Source organism: Bartonella sp. MM73XJBT.G (assembly GCF_028618435.1).
Lineage (GTDB): Bacteria > Pseudomonadota > Alphaproteobacteria > Rhizobiales > Rhizobiaceae > Bartonella.
On sequence record NZ_JAQISW010000011.1, the window covers coordinates 1 to 16,615 of the forward strand.

Annotated in this window: 12 protein-coding genes and 1 pseudogene; 7 read left to right on the plus strand and 6 right to left on the minus strand. The window is 36.7% G+C overall.

Features of this window, described 5'->3' with window-relative positions:
- Both PVV59_RS06565 and PVV59_RS06570 read right to left on the minus strand, forming a co-directional pair.
- Window positions 1–141, minus strand: a pseudogene (locus PVV59_RS06565) (alpha-ketoglutarate permease); the annotation flags it as partial.
- A gap of 1,335 nt (window positions 142–1,476) precedes the next feature.
- Window positions 1,477–2,784: an MFS family transporter gene (locus tag PVV59_RS06570; RefSeq protein ID WP_273755366.1), complete on the minus strand. Its 1,308-nt coding sequence runs from the start codon at window positions 2,782–2,784 to the stop codon at window positions 1,477–1,479.
- Window positions 2,785–3,003: 219 nt separating this feature from the next.
- Between PVV59_RS06570 and PVV59_RS06575 the strand changes: the two genes are divergently transcribed.
- The 7 genes from PVV59_RS06575 (at window position 3,004) to PVV59_RS06605 (ending at window position 12,018) form a co-directional block, all read left to right on the plus strand.
- Window positions 3,004–3,798: a thymidylate synthase gene (locus PVV59_RS06575; RefSeq protein WP_273755367.1), complete on the plus strand. Its 795-nt coding sequence runs from the start codon at window positions 3,004–3,006 to the stop codon at window positions 3,796–3,798.
- Window positions 3,795–4,304 (plus strand): dihydrofolate reductase, encoded by a 510-nt coding sequence (locus tag PVV59_RS06580; RefSeq protein WP_273755368.1) that lies wholly within the window; start codon window positions 3,795–3,797, stop codon window positions 4,302–4,304. The genes PVV59_RS06575 and PVV59_RS06580 overlap by 4 nt, the downstream gene beginning before the upstream one ends.
- Window positions 4,305–4,423: 119 nt before the next feature.
- Complete coding sequence (gene hflK / locus PVV59_RS06585; protein WP_273755369.1) at window positions 4,424–5,572, plus strand: FtsH protease activity modulator HflK; 1,149 nt, start codon at window positions 4,424–4,426, stop codon at window positions 5,570–5,572.
- A 2-nt stretch (window positions 5,573–5,574) separates the two neighbouring features.
- Complete coding sequence (gene hflC / locus PVV59_RS06590; protein ID WP_273755370.1) at window positions 5,575–6,510, plus strand: protease modulator HflC; 936 nt, start codon at window positions 5,575–5,577, stop codon at window positions 6,508–6,510.
- A 150-nt stretch (window positions 6,511–6,660) separates the two neighbouring features.
- Window positions 6,661–8,187: a Do family serine endopeptidase gene (locus tag PVV59_RS06595; protein WP_273755371.1), complete on the plus strand. Its 1,527-nt coding sequence runs from the start codon at window positions 6,661–6,663 to the stop codon at window positions 8,185–8,187.
- A gap of 919 nt (window positions 8,188–9,106) precedes the next feature.
- On the plus strand, window positions 9,107–9,979 hold the full coding sequence (gene miaA, locus PVV59_RS06600; protein ID WP_273755372.1) for a tRNA (adenosine(37)-N6)-dimethylallyltransferase MiaA: 873 nt from the start codon (window positions 9,107–9,109) through the stop codon (window positions 9,977–9,979).
- A 236-nt stretch (window positions 9,980–10,215) separates the two neighbouring features.
- Window positions 10,216–12,018, plus strand: a complete 1,803-nt coding sequence (locus tag PVV59_RS06605; protein WP_273755373.1) for an acetolactate synthase 3 large subunit — start codon at window positions 10,216–10,218, stop codon at window positions 12,016–12,018.
- Window positions 12,019–12,679: 661 nt separating this feature from the next.
- On the opposite strand, the gene PVV59_RS09925 is transcribed toward PVV59_RS06605, so the two are convergent.
- The 4 genes from PVV59_RS09925 to PVV59_RS06625 all read right to left on the minus strand — a co-directional run bounded on the left by PVV59_RS09925 (window position 12,680) and on the right by PVV59_RS06625 (window position 16,067).
- A complete protein-coding gene (locus tag PVV59_RS09925) occupies window positions 12,680–12,895 on the minus strand; it encodes a TauD/TfdA family dioxygenase (protein WP_273755406.1) in 216 nt (71 codons plus the stop codon).
- 356 nt (window positions 12,896–13,251) lie between these two features.
- A complete protein-coding gene (locus PVV59_RS06615) occupies window positions 13,252–13,683 on the minus strand; it encodes a hypothetical protein (protein ID WP_273755374.1) in 432 nt (143 codons plus the stop codon).
- Between the two features lie 27 nt (window positions 13,684–13,710).
- Window positions 13,711–14,919, minus strand: a complete 1,209-nt coding sequence (locus PVV59_RS06620; protein ID WP_273755375.1) for an MFS transporter — start codon at window positions 14,917–14,919, stop codon at window positions 13,711–13,713.
- Between the two features lie 212 nt (window positions 14,920–15,131).
- Complete coding sequence (locus PVV59_RS06625; protein ID WP_273755376.1) at window positions 15,132–16,067, minus strand: D-2-hydroxyacid dehydrogenase family protein; 936 nt, start codon at window positions 16,065–16,067, stop codon at window positions 15,132–15,134.
- Window positions 16,068–16,615: the final 548 nt, after the last annotated feature.

Consider the following 16,615-nt stretch of genomic DNA (forward strand, 5'->3'; position numbering starts at 1 on the left):
AAATTGTGATGCAAAATAAACCGATGCAAAGGAGTAAGCATAAAAGTCGTACCATTCTACCAGATTTCCTGATGCACTGGATATGATAGCAAAAATACGTTTCCTTGTATCATGTGGATCTACAGTTGTTTGGTTACTCATGAAATTTCCCCCTTTTAGATTGATAACTTTTCTGCTCGTTAAAGTTGTTAATGATGTATAGCATAAAAATACAATTTTATAATGATAATTTATTAGAAAAATATTTTATTTAAAATTTAGATAGAATAAATAAGTTTATATTATAATAAATAAAATAAACTTTAATTGAACTATAGTATGAAATATAACTTAATTTATACTGTTTATAATTAATAAATCGTCTTTTATTTCATGCTTAAACGCTTTTGTATAGTTTTAAAACTTATGATGATGAAAGAATGAGCTTGTACATTTAAAGTTTAGAACTTTCATTGTAAGATTTTTCTAGAGCGATTAATGCTGTTTTGAGCTTATGGTGTATTATTAAATTGTGTGCTTTTAGAATCTTTTAAGGCTTTTTTTGTTTCATTGTAAATTATTGGCATATGAGAGTGTTTTTGAGGATATGGATATTCTTTGGCTTATGGGTTTGATGTTGTGTCGTAAAATGGTATTACTGGCTATTACATGTGAGATTGGTGTGTGGGTAAAAATCTATTGATGAACTATTTCAAGTATCAAGGGAATGTGCAATTTTAAGGACTAGAGAATAGAGTATAGTAGAGCTAACAAATAGTAGAATGATAGCCGTTTGCACTTTTATTAGTATTAATTATGAAGATATTAGTATTAATTATGAAGAGGTTGGTCCACAATGTTAAGGAGTTCTTGAGCCCTTTAGTTTTTGAGACGGTTTATAAGAGCCATTTTTAGTCCTTTCTTATACAATTTTATCCGCCATGGCTTTTCCCCTACTTGTAATGTGTAAACGAGAGGTGTTTTAAGTTGGTTCAACATAAAAAAATATCAAATGAGAAAACCTTACGTGATGTTGGGTTTTAATTCAAGTTAAAAGATGCTAGATATATCATTATAAATCAATGTATTGTGTGATTTATCCTTCTCAGAGGGCTTTACTGTTATGCTCTTTACGGGTGTCATCGTGAAATGGATTTGAGTCTATTTGAGAAATGCATCTTAAAAAAAGTGCGGAAATTCATAACGTAATGGGCCTTTTCTATTTTTCATGGGGGCTTTAATTTTGATGAGGAATAGAAGTATTAAAATAAATCAAACGTCTTTTTGTCTTCAGCAAACGAAATTAAGCCAAAGAATCATCTCTTCATAACAGTGCGGAGCCACCGCTTATTTTTATAAGTGCCCTATGTGGGAAGAGAGAAAATTTCTTCTTTAGTGAGTTTAGAGGGATAAAAATAAAAAATTGCAAGCTTTAATTTCTCGTAGAATAGATACAAAAAAGCCTAGAATTCTAGGCTTTTTTGTTAGGATCAAAAGTTAATCAATATCATCTCCTTGTAAATATCCTTTTTTGCGAGCATCTGGCATTAAGAGAATTGCGATGAAGGCGATAATCATCATGCCTGCTATGTAAAAATGAAATATAGATTCATAGCCGACTTTTTTAAATTCAAGCGCGACAGCTTCAGCAGAACCACCAAATAGTGCGTTAGCAATAGCATAAGAGAGACCAACCCCCATTGCTCGGATTGAAGCAGGAAACATTTCTGCTTTTACGATACCAGAGACGGATGTATAAAAGCTCATAATACAAAGCATGCCAATAATAATGGAGAGAGCAACCCACATATCATTAGTATTTCCAATAATTTTAAGTGCAGGAATTGTAAAGATGATAGATAAGGAACTCCAAATAACCAGTGAAGCTTTTGTGCCAATTTTATCTGCGAGAGAACCAAAGAGGGGTTGGAGTAGCATAAAAACAAATAGTGCGGCCGTCATTATTGTTGTCGCAGTATGTTTATCAAATCCGGTTGTTGTTATCAAATATTTTTGCATATAAGTGGTACAGGTATAAAATGTCAGCGATCCTCCCGCTGTAAAACCGATAACTAAAAGGAACGCTTTTCCGTGGTTGCGTAGAAGTTCTTTAAGACTACCAGCTTGTTTTTTAGAACGGCTTTCTTTAGTGGTTGTTTCGTGAAGTGAACGACGTAGATAAATCGCAACAATTGCGCCACATCCACCAATCGCAAAAGGAATACGCCAGCCCCATGCTTTTAATTGATCTTCAGAGAGATAGAGGGCGAGAATAAACATAACCAAACTTGCAAGAAGTTGACCTCCAATGAGCGTGGCATATTGAAACGAGCTAAAGAAACCGCGACGTTTTTTTAGAGCAACTTCACTCATATAAGTCGCTGTTGTTCCGTATTCACCGCCGACTGAGAGCCCTTGAAGCATGCGGAGTAAAATGAGAAGAATTGGTGCTACTGCTCCAATCGTTTCATATGTAGGAAGAAGGGCGATGAGAAACGAACCACCACACATCATAAAAACGGAAATTAGCAAAGAGCGTTTACGTCCATAACGATCCGCAATGAATCCAAAGAGCCAACCGCCAATGGGACGCATGAGGAAACCTATAAAAAAGACGAAGGAAGATTTTAAAAGTTCGGCAACAACATCTCCATTGGAGGGAAAAAACTGTGAGGCAAAATAAATAGATGTAAAAGAATAAACATAAAAATCATACCATTCCACCAGATTCCCTGATGCACTCGATATGATCGAAAGAACACGTTTCCTTGTATCATGTGGTGCTAAAGATTCTTGTTTTTCCATAGTCAATCCCTTATTTTACATTCAGCCATCTTTGTTCATTATCCCTCTATGTTATTTTCTTAGAATCTGTCTATAGTATTTTATCTTTTGCATCAAAAATTTAGTCAGATCATGATAATTTCTTGTGTAAGATGTTTTGGGAAAAAGATTTGAAGTATGTTTGTACAGATTTTATAGTTTTTATTTTCTATAATGAAAAGAATCGGACATAATAGCTCCATGAAGTCATATCTTACTCTTTTATCTCACGTCTTAAATCAGGGCATTGATCGCACAGATCGAACGGGTGTTGGAACGCGATCTATTTTTGGGTATCAGATGCGCTTTGATTTGCAAGCAGGATTTCCATTGTTGACGACAAAGAAATTACACTTGCGTTCAATTATTTATGAGCTTTTGTGGTTTCTTAAAGGCGATACAAATACCGCATGGTTGAAAGAGCATGGTGTGTCTATTTGGGACGAATGGGCTGATAAACAAGGAAATCTTGGTCCTGTTTATGGGTATCAGTGGCGTTCTTGGCCAGCTCCTGATGGGCGTCATATTGATCAAATAAGTAATCTGTTGACTATGATTAAGGAGATGCCTTATTCTCGTCGTCTCATTGTATCAGCATGGAATCCCGCATTGATAGAAGAAATGGCTCTTCCACCTTGTCATTGTTTCTTTCAATTTTACATTGCTGAGGGTAAATTATCCTGTCAGCTTTACCAGCGTTCGGCGGATATTTTTTTAGGAGTTCCATTTAATATTGCGTCCTATGCATTGTTAACGATGATGATTGCGCAAGTCAGTGGCCTTAAAGTTGGTGATTTTATTCATACATTGGGGGACGCTCATCTTTATTCTAATCATTTTGAACAGGCAAAATATCAATTGTCTCGTGTACCAAATGCTTTGCCATGTATGCTTATAAATCCAGCGGTAACAGATCTTTTTTCTTTTAAATTCGAGGATTTTGAATTGCTTAATTATGAAGCACACCCCCATATTAAAGCCCCGGTAGCAATATGAAGATTTCCATTTGTTTAATTGCCGCTGTTGCAGAAAATGGTGTTATTGGTTGTAAAGGTACAATGCCTTGGCATTTATCAACAGATTTGCAACGCTTTAAGGCGTTGACGTTGGGTAAGCCTATTATAATGGGGCGAAAAACTTGGGATTCTATCGGAAGACCTTTACCAAGGCGCACAAATATTGTCATTACGCGCGATTGTACTTTCAGCGCTGAAGGGGCAGTTGTTGCACATTCTTTATCACAGGCTTGTTCTCTTGCCACAACTGTTGCTTCTCAAAATGATGTAGAGGAAATTTTTATTATTGGTGGGGGTGAAATTTTTAAACAAGGGTTTGGACTTGCTGATAAAATATTTCTTACAGAAGTTTTAGCTTCTATGGAAGGTGATTGTTTTTTTCCTATTTTTGATAAAGAAAAGTGGACTGTCGTGCAAACACAAGATATTCCAAAAGGGGATAAAGATAGTCATCCGACACGTTTTGTTGTTTACGAGCGGAAATGATTTTTGTGATATGAAGTGTAAAGGGTTTATTAGCTGCGTAATTGAGATAAGAGAAACCCTATAGGCTTTAAGTGAAGGATCGGTATTTGAATGAATGGTAATCAGTTAAAGAGGTGATAATGCCCTGGACAAATCAAAATGGTGGTGCCCCATGGAGTGGCGATAAAAATAAGAACAGCGGTGACAAAAAGACATCGGCTAATAAGAATATTTTTGGTTCTGGTGGCAATAATGGTGGCGGAAATGGCCCCAATCTCGATGATATTTTGCGTAAAGGACAGGACCATTTTAAACAATTTAGTCGGGGCGGCATTTTTGTTTTGTTCCTTCTGATTGCCGTGTGTTTTTTTCTCTATCAGTCACTTTATATCGTTCAACAAAATGAGCAAGCAGTAGAATTGCGTTTTGGTGTGCCTAAAGAAGAAATTATCGGTGATGGTTTACATTTTCATTTTTGGCCAATTGAAACTTACATGAAAGTACCTTTAACGGAAAAAACAATTGCAATTGGTGGACAGCCTGGACAGAGACAACAAAGTGAAGGCTTGATGCTGTCGAGTGATCAAAATATTGTGAATGTCAATTTTTCTGTTTACTATCGCATTTCACATCCAGGACAATTTTTATTCAATGTGAATGATCAAGAGGGAACTGTTCGTCAGGTCGCTGAAAGTGCAATGCGGGAAGTTATTGGCTCAAGACCTGTTGATGATGTTTTACGCGATAAAAAAGAAGAAGTTGCTAACGATGTGAGAAAGATTACCCAGTTGACTGTCGATAAGTATCAGCTCGGGGTTGAAATAAGCCGTGTATCGATCAGTGAAGCTGCTCCTCCTACCAAAGTTGCTGCAGCGTTTAATTCTGTTCAGCAGGCTGAGCAGGAACGTGGACGAATGATTGAAGAAGGAAATCGTGTGCGTTTTACGAAGATTGGTTTAGCAAATGGTGAAGCTTCACGTACACGGGAAATCGCAAAAGGTGAAAAAGCACAAATGATTGAAGAGGCAACAGGGCGTGCTGAACGTTTTCAGGCCATAGCCCGTGAAGCTGCAGTTTCACCAGAGGCTGCACGGTATCGTCTTTATATGGAGACGATGGGGCGTATTTTTTCTTCACCCAATAAATTGGTTCTCGATCAAATTAATTCTCCTGCGGTGCCTTATCTTTCTTTGAATGAATTGCTGCGTAATAATTTATCAGAAAAAGAAAAAATAAAATCAGCACGTTCTACATCGCTCTTGAATACTCAGATTTCCGGAGGACGTTAATAATGCAGCAGTCTCGTTTTTTGTTTGTTTTTAGTACCATAATATTTTTTTTGATCATGTTGTGGATGTCATTTTTTATTGTCTATCCTCGTCAACAAGTTGCTATTAAGCGTTTTGGACAAATCGTTAAGGTAGAATCTAATCCTGGAATTTATGTAAAAATACCTTTTGTGGATAAGATGATTGTGGTGGATAATCGTTTATTGCGTTATGATGTTCCTACACAATCTGTGCAAGTTCGTGGGGGGGCTTATTATGAAGTGGATGCGTTCTTTATTTATCGTATTACGGATCCTAAATTGTTTTTACAACGTATTGCTTCAGGGCGCCCGCAAATTGCAGCGCGTGAAAATCTTGCACCACGTTTTATTGACGCTTTGCGAGCTGTTTATGGTAAGAGAGAATTTAAAGCAGCCTTATCGGATGAGCGAGGCGCGATGATGGCCGAGGTTCAAAGGCAATTTTCTATAGATGCAGGTTCGCTAGGTATTAGAATTGTTGATGTGCGTATTCGAAAAACCGATTTAACCGATGCTGTTTCGGAAGATGTTTATCGGCAAATGGCTGCGGAGCGGGAAGCAGTTGCGGAAAATATTCGCGCTCGTGGTCAACAAGAGCGAGATCGTATTGTCGCAGAGGCAAATCGTGAATATGAAGAAATTGTGGCGGCTGCAAAGCGTGATGCTGAAATTACGCGCGGTGAAGGACAGGCTGAAAGTATTCGCATTTTACTCAATGCGAGAGAAGCAAATCCATCTTTTTACGATTTTTGGTTAGCGATGGAACAGTATAAGAATTTAGAGAAAATACCGATGGTGATTTCACCAAATGAGGATTTCTTTTTTTATTTTAGAAATTTTCCGCAAGCAAAGAAAAAAAATTCATCAGCAATGAGTCCTAGTTTGAGTAAAACTGATTCAAAGTCCAGCGGAGAATAGATGAAACAGTGTATAGAGCGTACTCGTGTGGGAAGTATGCTCTATCGCTGCTTGTTTTTATGATGAATGTAAAAGAATGTTAAGCCATACCGATTTTGCATTAATAACTATTAAGTAAGGATCTTTACAGCTTTGGTTTAAAGGCATGTCATGGGTAGAAGTATCGTGAGTAGAAATATATTTTTGAAGTTTTTTATCACAAGAGTTGTTTTTTGTGTGATTTTATTTTTATCAGGATCCATGCGTTTGTCTTGGAGCGCAGAGATAAATAAGACATTGCCTTCTGTTCCTGATTTAGCTTCTGAGCTTTTGGAAACGGTTGTAAATATTTCTACGGCACAGACTGTTGAAGGAACAGAACAGGATGAAAATACTTCGATACCCGTTATTCCAAAAGATTCATTGTTGGAAGAATATTTTAATGATTTTTTTACACCCAAAGAGGGGGAAAAAAATAGTCAATTTCAAAAGGTGCGTTCTTTGGGGTCTGGTTTTGTAATTGATGCGCAAAAAGGGCTTATTGTTACAAATTATCATGTTATCGTTGATGCTGATGATATTGAAGTGAATTTTACGGATGGTGCAAAACTTAAGGCGAAGCTTCTTGGCAAGGATAGTAAAACGGATTTGGCGTTGCTTCAAGTGGATGCGGGAAGTAAAAAATTAAAAGCTGTGCGTTTTGGTGATTCAGAAAAAGCACGTATTGGTGACTGGGTTATGGCGATTGGTAACCCTTATGGTTTTGGAGGGAGTGTAACGGTTGGTATTATTTCTGCACGTAATCGTGATCTTAATGCTGGTCCTTATGATAATTTTATTCAAACAGATGCAGCGATTAATCGAGGGAATTCTGGTGGTCCGTTATTTGATAGAAATGGTGAAGTCATTGGCATTAATACAGCCATTGTTTCTCCTTCTGGAGGATCGATCGGTATTGGGTTTGCTATTCCATCGGATATGGCTCTTTCTATTATTAATCAATTGCGTGATTTTGGAGAAATAAGACGTGGTTGGCTGGCTATTCGTATTCAACCGGTGACAGAAGATATTGCAAAAAGTTTAAAACTAGAAAACGCTGTAGGAGCGTTGGTAGCTGGTAAAATAGAACAAATGGAAAAAAATAATGTCGATAATAGCCAGTTGCAAACAGGAGATGTTATTCTGTCTTTTGGGAATGCCAAAATTAAGCATGCACGTGATTTCCCCCGTTTAGTCGCGGAGAGTTCAGAAGGGAGCGTTGTGGATGTTACTATTTTACGGAATGGGCAAGAAAAAATCGTAAAGGTTACGCTTGGACGTTTGATTGAGACCGATGACAATGAAGATACAGAAGAAGAAGTCGATGATAAAGAAAATAATGATCTGCCGAAAAGTGTGACAATGCAATTGATGGGCATGACATTATCTGAATTAACAGAGGATTTGCGTCATCGTTATTCAATTTCAGATAAACTTCGAGGACTCGTGGTGACATCTGTTACACAAAATAGTACTGCGGATAAAAAGCGTATTCGCGTTGGTGAAGTGATTGTTGATATCAATCAGAGTGCTATTATAACAATTGATGATGCTAAAAAACGTTTTTATAAATTACGTGAAGCTGGACGCAAAAATGTTTTACTCATTGTAGCGCGTCCAGATGGAGAGTTGCGGTTCGTAACGATCCCAATGGATTGATGCCTAATGGATTGATGTTTGAAGAATTTGTTTTTATTAGTCTTACATATATAGGTATTTAGGTAGCTCAGCGTGACATCTATCTAGTATCTTTAAGCTCATTTCATGATGGAGCGTATTGATTGTATGACATAAAGTCCATTGGATGGCTCCATTTTGCGCTAAATAAAAGTGCAAGTTAGCAATTGTATTTACCGTCTTTCTTAAAGTAACTTTCATCTCTTTGGATTACGCAGGTGAATGGTATTGATCTCATGCCTTATGAGAGAGGGGGAAAAATAAATCAATCTTATGGAGCTTGCAGGTAAATTGCAAAACGCTTAATTATTATTGTAAATAATGTTTTACTGAGGGAAACTTTCAGCCTTTGTAATTATATTTTTTGTACTGTAGAGAACGTTTTTTCTCTTCAGTTTGAAAAAGTTATTCCATAGAAAAATCGTATTATACTCAATCAAGTTATTGATGTATTAACATCTTATCTTTATGACAAATGAAAAAATAGTTATAAAAAAGAAAGCATGAAGAAAAAAGCTTTAGAGCCTCTTATTATAAGTCAGAGCAATATGCTGGTGTTATAGGAAAAATAAATCTGTTTGATTTTATAAGGTTAGCTTAGTATTATTGTCATAAATGAGAATGAAAAGCCTACTTTTAGTGGTCTAATGGACAAAATGATTATGGCTAGGGTTTATTATTGAAGTATGATCGCAAAGATTCTTGGGAAATTCCTTTGATGTTGTTATTAAACCCATTTTTTTTCTTTTATAATTTTTATAAAGTTTTTCTTTATATTTAAGGTGAGGTCTTGTTCGTATTTTTATAAAGGTTTTCTTTATGATAATGAAGAAAAATACAGAGGCTTTGCAGGTAGTTATGCATGTTGCAATAAGTTTCTGATTGATAGGAATTGCTCTTCATGACACAGAGAACAATTACATTGATAGCAGGGCCCACGGCAAGTGGAAAATCAGAACTTGCTTTGCAAATGGCTCAAGAAAGAAATGCTCTCATTATTAATACGGATTCCATGCAGGTTTATGACGTTTTAAATATTTTAACGGCACGGCCGAGGGTGGCTGATACCGTGATTGTTCCACATTATTTGTATGGTCATGTGAATCCTTCAGTGAATTATTCAGTAGGACAATGGTTGTGTGATGTTGAGAAGCTGTTGGTTACTTTTACATCGAGATCCATTATTTTCGTTGGTGGAACAGGACTTTATTTTCGTGCTCTTTTGGAGGGGATTTCGCAAATTCCTCATGTTCCAGATGTTGTGCGGCAGAAATGGCGCTTGCTGCTTGATAAAGAGGGACCTGAAAGTCTTTATCGTCAGTTGTTACAGATTGATGCTGTTGTTGCTGAAAAAATTTCTTCGCAAGATGGGCAGCGTATTGTTCGTGCTTTGGAAGTTTATGATGCAACAGGTAAGAAATTAAGTTGGTGGCAGAAGCAAAAAACAACGCCTCTCATTGCGTCCCATTGTGCTGAAAAAATTCTTCTCATGCTACCACGTTCTTTGCTTTATGAACGCATTCATAAACGTTTGGACTCTATGATTGAAAGAGGGGCATTAGAAGAGGTGGTGGCCATAAAGAAACTTATGCTTTCTTCTTCGTTACCAGCGATGAAAGCGATTGGTATACCTGAATTTATGGCTTATTTGGATGGATATAGAAGCTTTGAAAATGCTCTGGAAGCGGTGAAAACACAAACGAGAAGATATGCAAAAAGACAAATGACATGGTTTCGTCATCAATTTGATGAAGAATGGAGGCTTAGTTCTTGATGAAAAAACTGGAGCTTTAAGAAGAAACTTTGGAGAAAATATTAATTTTTTATTGACGAATGGGTTCAATGGAATTAGAGATTTTTCTGTAAAGGATTTTTTTTATATATTTTGTGCATTAGAATAATGGGGGAGATCATACAATATGTGTTGTGTAGAGGACTCCTTGAGAGTCTTTTTTTATGGGCTCCGTTAGGGGCTTTTTTATTGTCCTATCAAGTAGGTGAGTGGGAAAAATGACAAATGATCCAAGACAGCAAGAGAGTGTAGATGGAAAAGTAATGTCGGGGGCTGAAATAGTGGTTCAAGCTCTTATAGATCAAGGGGTTAAACATATTTTTGGTTACCCTGGTGGGGCTGTTCTTCCTATTTTTGACGTTCTTTATCATCAAGATACACTCCAGCATATTTTGGTACGTCATGAACAAGCAGCGGGGCATGCCGCTGAAGGCTATGCACGCAGTACTGGAAAGGTCGGTGTTATGCTGGTGACTTCTGGTCCAGGGGCAACGAATGCTGTGACACCTTTGCAAGATGCACTCATGGATTCTATTCCTCTTGTTTGTTTTTCTGGTCAGGTAGCGACAACGCTGATTGGAACAAATGCTTTTCAAGAGGCTGATACGGTTGGAATTACAAAGCCTTGTACGAAGCGTAATTGGTTGGTTAAAAATGTCAATGATCTTGCAGATATTATTCATGAAGCTTTTTCTTTTGCACGTTCGGGACGCCCAGGACCGGTTTTGATTGATATTCCTAAGGATGTTCAGTTTGCTTCAGGATTTTATAGGGCGCCTCAAGTCCAAGAATCTTTACATTCTTCTCTACCGCTGAAAGGGAATAATCGTGATGCCATCAAATCGGCTGTTTCTCTTTTAGTTGAGGCAAAACGCCCTGTTATTTATTCTGGTGGTGGTGTTATTTCATCGGGGGGGGAGGCTATCCAGCTTTTGCGTAATTTGGTTCAATGGGGAGATTTTCCAATTACTTCAACCTTAATGGGACTTGGTGCGTATCCTGCTTCTCATAAAAATTGGCTTGGAATGCTGGGAATGCATGGAACCTATGAGGCGAATATGGCTATGCATGATTGTGATGTCATGTTGGCTGTTGGTGCGCGGTTTGATGATCGTATCACGGGGCGATTGGATGCATTTGCACCTCATGCACGTATTATTCATATTGATATTGATCCTTCTTCAGTCAATAAAATCGTCAAAGCAGAAGTTCCACTGATTGGCGATGTGGAGCATATTTTGACAGATATAATGCAACATTTGCATAGAGATCAATTAAAGTTTGATCAAGAAAGTCGAAAAATATGGTGGATGCAAATTAATCGCTGGAGAGCTCGTAATTCATTGACATATATGAAAAAAAAAGATGTTATCATGCCCCAATATGCTCTTGAACGGCTTTATGCACTGACCAAAGAGGGGGATACTTATGTGACGACGGATGTCGGACAGCATCAGATGTGGGCAGCACAATATTATCATTTTGATGAACCAAAACATTGGATGACTTCTGGTGGTCTTGGAACGATGGGGTATGGTCTTCCTGCGGCTATCGGTGTTCAAATAGCACATCCTAATGCGCTTGTTTTATGTATTTCTGGTGATGCCTCCATTCAAATGAATATTCAAGAGCTTGCAACAGCTATTCAGCATGACACACCTGTAAAAATTTTTATTTTAAATAATCAATATATGGGGATGGTTCGCCAATGGCAGCAATTGCTGCATGGTAATCGTCTTTCTCATTCTTATACGGAATCGATGCCTGACTTTGTAAAATTGGCACAAGCTTATGGAGCGGTGGGAATTTATTGTTCAAAACCCGATGAACTTGATGATAAAATTCAGCAAATGATTGATTGTGATAAGCCAGTTCTTTTTGATTGTCGTGTTTATCATTTAGAAAACTGTTTTCCTATGATCCCATCGGGATGTGCCCATAATGAGATGTTATTACCCGATGAGGCAAGCGAGGAAGCTGTTGCAAATGCTGTTTCTTCTGAGGGAAAGATTCTTGTATAAAATGAATATGTTAACAAAATAGTAAAGGATAATGATGAAGTCTTTGGAGTCTTCATCTCTGTCTCTTCTTTGTGGAGAGTTCCTATTATCCTTAGAGCTCATTTTATGATTTTCATTTTTTGTTTAAAGACATGGGGTGTATTATTATTTGCTCATCTAAAAAATATTATAAGTCGTGTGCCCAACTATGTTTGAATTTATTTGTACGCGATGTTTATTTTTTAATTCATATGTTCACATTAATAGCTATTTCGTTGCATTATTTTAGATAATACATTGCATTATCTGTTATAAATTAATTATGTTATCTCAATATATGAAAGATTCCATCGTGCAAGAAAAAAAGCTGCCGTGCTTGAAAGGTGCAACTATGCAAACCGTCATACTTGTGAAAACAATAGAAAAGTTTGTCACTATGTTTTGGTTTTGCATTATGAAATTACTCCAAATCACTCTTTTAAGGGCTTGATAGGATAATCACCCTAGCGGCTTGGAAGGAAAGGCAAAAATAACAAAGATCAAATGCAGTCATAGAAAATTAATTGACCACTATAGCTTATAATCAGGTAGTAACCTCACTTGATTATGCAGGAGAAATCTATACATATGAGATGTATCGTCAATAATATATAATACTCACCATCATATCATTATCAGGACATTAGCATTGAAAATCAAAGACTCTTTCTTTTATTTGTTCTACATATCGATGATTCCATAAGTCTGCAGACACAAATACTCTTTGAATCCACCGCATTGGATTTTTATAACGATCAAATGATCCAGAAAATTTATCTCTAGAGTGTAGAGCCATTCTGTTATCAATGTATAATAATCTTCCTGGTTGTACATCAATTCCAAAAGATACAGCCTTAATAGCTTCATAAAAATGATCTAAAGCGTCCTTGGCTTTTTTTGGACTGTGGTTCTAACATGCCCGGATAAAAAACAGCGCTGATATCTGGGAATTCACCGTCCCCTTGAACGAGGGGCACTTTACTTGTAGAGGTTACCCCATTTTTTCTCCATCTCATAGGGAACATTAATTATATATAAATTATCCCTTAAACTCCTCAAATCCTCTTCACTTAAAAGTTTTAAAGCTAGACGTGCATCAGATATTCTCGTTAACGGGCCATCAACATCATTGCGAACACCAGTTAAAAGTATCCCTTTAGGAGATAAATTTAAACCTTTTATAAATTTTAGTGCAGCATTTTCTCTATGAAAATCTCACTCAACTTCAGATCCTAATCCTGTATAATCTTTTTTATTATCCTCTAAAGGAACCAGGTTATTTACTATATGTTTGCCTTCAAACTTAATTGAATAAGGCTCTCCGATCAATAAAGAAAACATCATAATTAAATTTTCGCTCATATAGCTACTTTTACAAGACGCATCTAAATTATAAGGATTAGGTGACGTATTAATTTTTCTATCAATAGGAAGGTTTTCAAAGACTAAATATGGTCTAGGGGTAATAGACATCTTTTGGTTCATAAGAATTGCCAAGATTCTATGGGGTAGCAGCGAAAATGCTATTTTTTTTAGCTTAACCGAATATTCAATACCACCGTATGGATCATAAATAATATGGTCTAAAGCCTCCCAAAGATTGTCTCTTTCGACATTGCTCAACTCAAAAGTATTTTCATTTATCATTATAGTTTCCTCCCCAATTATATTCCCCTACTTTTTTATTAAGAAAAGTGAAAAAACAATCATTAAAATTAAAATCAACCATGTTAGTAAATAAGTGTCTGTAAAATCTTGGATTAATCCAAATAATGGTGGAGCAGCAATAATTGCGATTTGATTGACAGACATTGCTAATCCCAGAGAAAAGCCAACGCTTTCTTTCGGCGAGGAGTCTACAATATAAGCAACCCAAGGGCCATACCATCCTAATCCAAAAAAACCTAACCAAGCAGATAAAAGAGTTAAATAAATTATGGATCCGCTCAAGCTCAAAATTAATATTAAAAATCCCAAAACGACTGCAATCATGCAAAACAAGACAGGAAAAAATCGTCCTTTTTTACAATGATCACTCCACGCTGCTAAAATAATTCTTCCTAAGGCACCAGAAGCCTGTGAAACAAAAAACAAATAAGTACTTTTATCTAGAGGCAGGTGATAGATTCTATAAAAATAAACAGTTATAAAAATGGTTAAAACATATTGGACGATCACAAGTGAAACGCCTGAAAAAATAATATTCTTCATATGCGGCGCAGCCAACATCGCAAGACGAGACCTTACATTTGCATAGAACGAAACTTTTGCCTTGCTTTTTGGAACGATAGCGACAACTTTTGCGGGTGCGTGATAAAAGATAATAAAGATACATCCCCCTAAAAAAGAAACGATGGCACCGACCAAAAACGCACCTTGTATGCCATAGACAAGCGCACTCGCAGGAAGAACCATCCCAGCTAATGCCCCACCTAATGGTAGTCCCGCCTGCCTTATTCCCATTGCAAATCCGCGTTGCGATTGTGGAAACCATGCAGAAACAGATTTAGCGCCACTAGGTTGAGCAGAACTATAAAATCCCCCTACAATGAGCAAACAAACCAAAAGGAAAATATAGTTATCTGCGATTGCTCCCAACAAAAGAGCGACAGAAACGCCGAGTGCGCCAACGCCAACAATATAGCGCTCGTTAAACTTGTCTAGTAATTCGCCAGCTATAAGTAAGCCAATAATAGGTAGGAATTGCGCTGCTGAAGACAGCAAACCTATTTGAGAGTCACTCAGCGAGAAATCCTTCTTAAAAAATTCAGCTAAAGGACCAATCCCTTGAACAAAGAAGCAGGCTGATGCTTGAGAGATAGTGGCAACAAGCAATACAATCCATCGATAATAATTTTTTTCTATAAATTGATGATTGCTCACTCAGCCCCCTACAATGAGAGGATATTGGTAGTCTTTTTAATAATGATTGCAACAATAAATGAGGTATTTTATGCGGATGACATAAAAATTTGTTAATATGATTGGTATTAATATACAAGCTAAGGAATATGCTTCATTTAAGGAAATAAGCTATTATGTGTCGTGCAAATTTGATACGCTAGCGATATAAGATAAATTTTACAAACATTAGCTCAGCCGGCATTAAGCGTCTTCATAAAAGACGCTATATTTTGGAAAGCTTTTTCCATATAATTCTCAAAGCTTTCTTCAGTCACATAGCCCAGATGTGGTGTGCAAAGAACTCTCTCTGATTGCAATAATTTGCTCTCATATACTGGCTCGCTGTCATAAACATCCAGTGCAAAGTAAGTTGAATTTTCCAAACTTAGTATTTTTTCTATTGCCCCTTTTTCAACCAAAGCTGAACGCGCCGTGTTGACAAAAAGAGCATGGGGTTTCATACTCAACAGATCATCTAGTTGAATGATTTCTCTGGTTTTATCGCTTAAACGTAAATGTACAGATATAATGTCAGGACGTGTAAAAAAATCATTTTTTGAATGCGTAAAATAATAACCTAAATTTTTTGCTTCTTGTGTTGAACGCTCGCTCCCATAAACCAAAATGGACATGCCAAAAGCTTGAGCATATTGAGCAACCTTTTTCCCAATACGCCCAAACCCGAATATTCCAAGAGTAGCCCCTTTCATTTGGTTGCCAAATGTTGTTTGCCATCGTCCTTTTTTCATATCAGACACAGATTTACAGAATTTTCTCCGCGCAGACATCATTAAGAGCCAGGCAAATTCAGCAGCAGAAGTTGGATCTCCACCACCATCTAATATTTCAATTCCTAAGTCTCTACAAGCTTCTATGTCAATATGTGAACCTATAGGGCCTGTTTGGCAGATTAATTTTAAATTTGGCAGTTTCAGGAGAAGATTTCTATCAACTATAGTCCGCTCTCTGATTAAGATAAGAATATCTATCTCTTTGAGCTTATCTTCTAAATCACATTCTTGAGCTAAATTATTTATAACCAGCACTTCATGCGATTTCATTAATTTTTTAATAGACTGTAATGTTAGGGTGGCTTTTTGATAGTCATCTGGAATTAATATTTTCAATTTAAATCCCCCGTTTTATTCATCAATATTTGAGCCATTATTTCATTTCTAAAACAACCAAAAAGCAATCTCACTGCTGATTTTTTGACATAACGCCAAGCCTATTAACAAATTATACACCTTGATTTCATTGTATTTCTAGCAATAAGAATAGTATTAATCAGTTAGTCTTTATAAACTTTAACACATTGCGACAAAAAGAAAAAGTTTGATTGAGTAAATGGAGAATTGCGCTTTTCTCATATTCTCGGGGACAAACCTGAAGTGCTACGCTGGACATGAAACCATGTCCCAGTTTCCTTATAATAGACTAGCAAGAAGGTCATACTTACGAACCAGATTTTATTGTCGAAACAGAAAAAGCTCCATATTTGTGCGAGATAAAGCGTGCTTCATATAAGCGTGATGTCTCTCTTTGTCGTTGAGATATAACTTATTTGTAGCATGAAGAGTCAATTTATTAAAATCATGATAAGAGGGAGATAGGAACTTTATAGCTGTATCATCATAGGATTAATTAGGCTTGTTGAGAGCTATTTCTCTTTCTG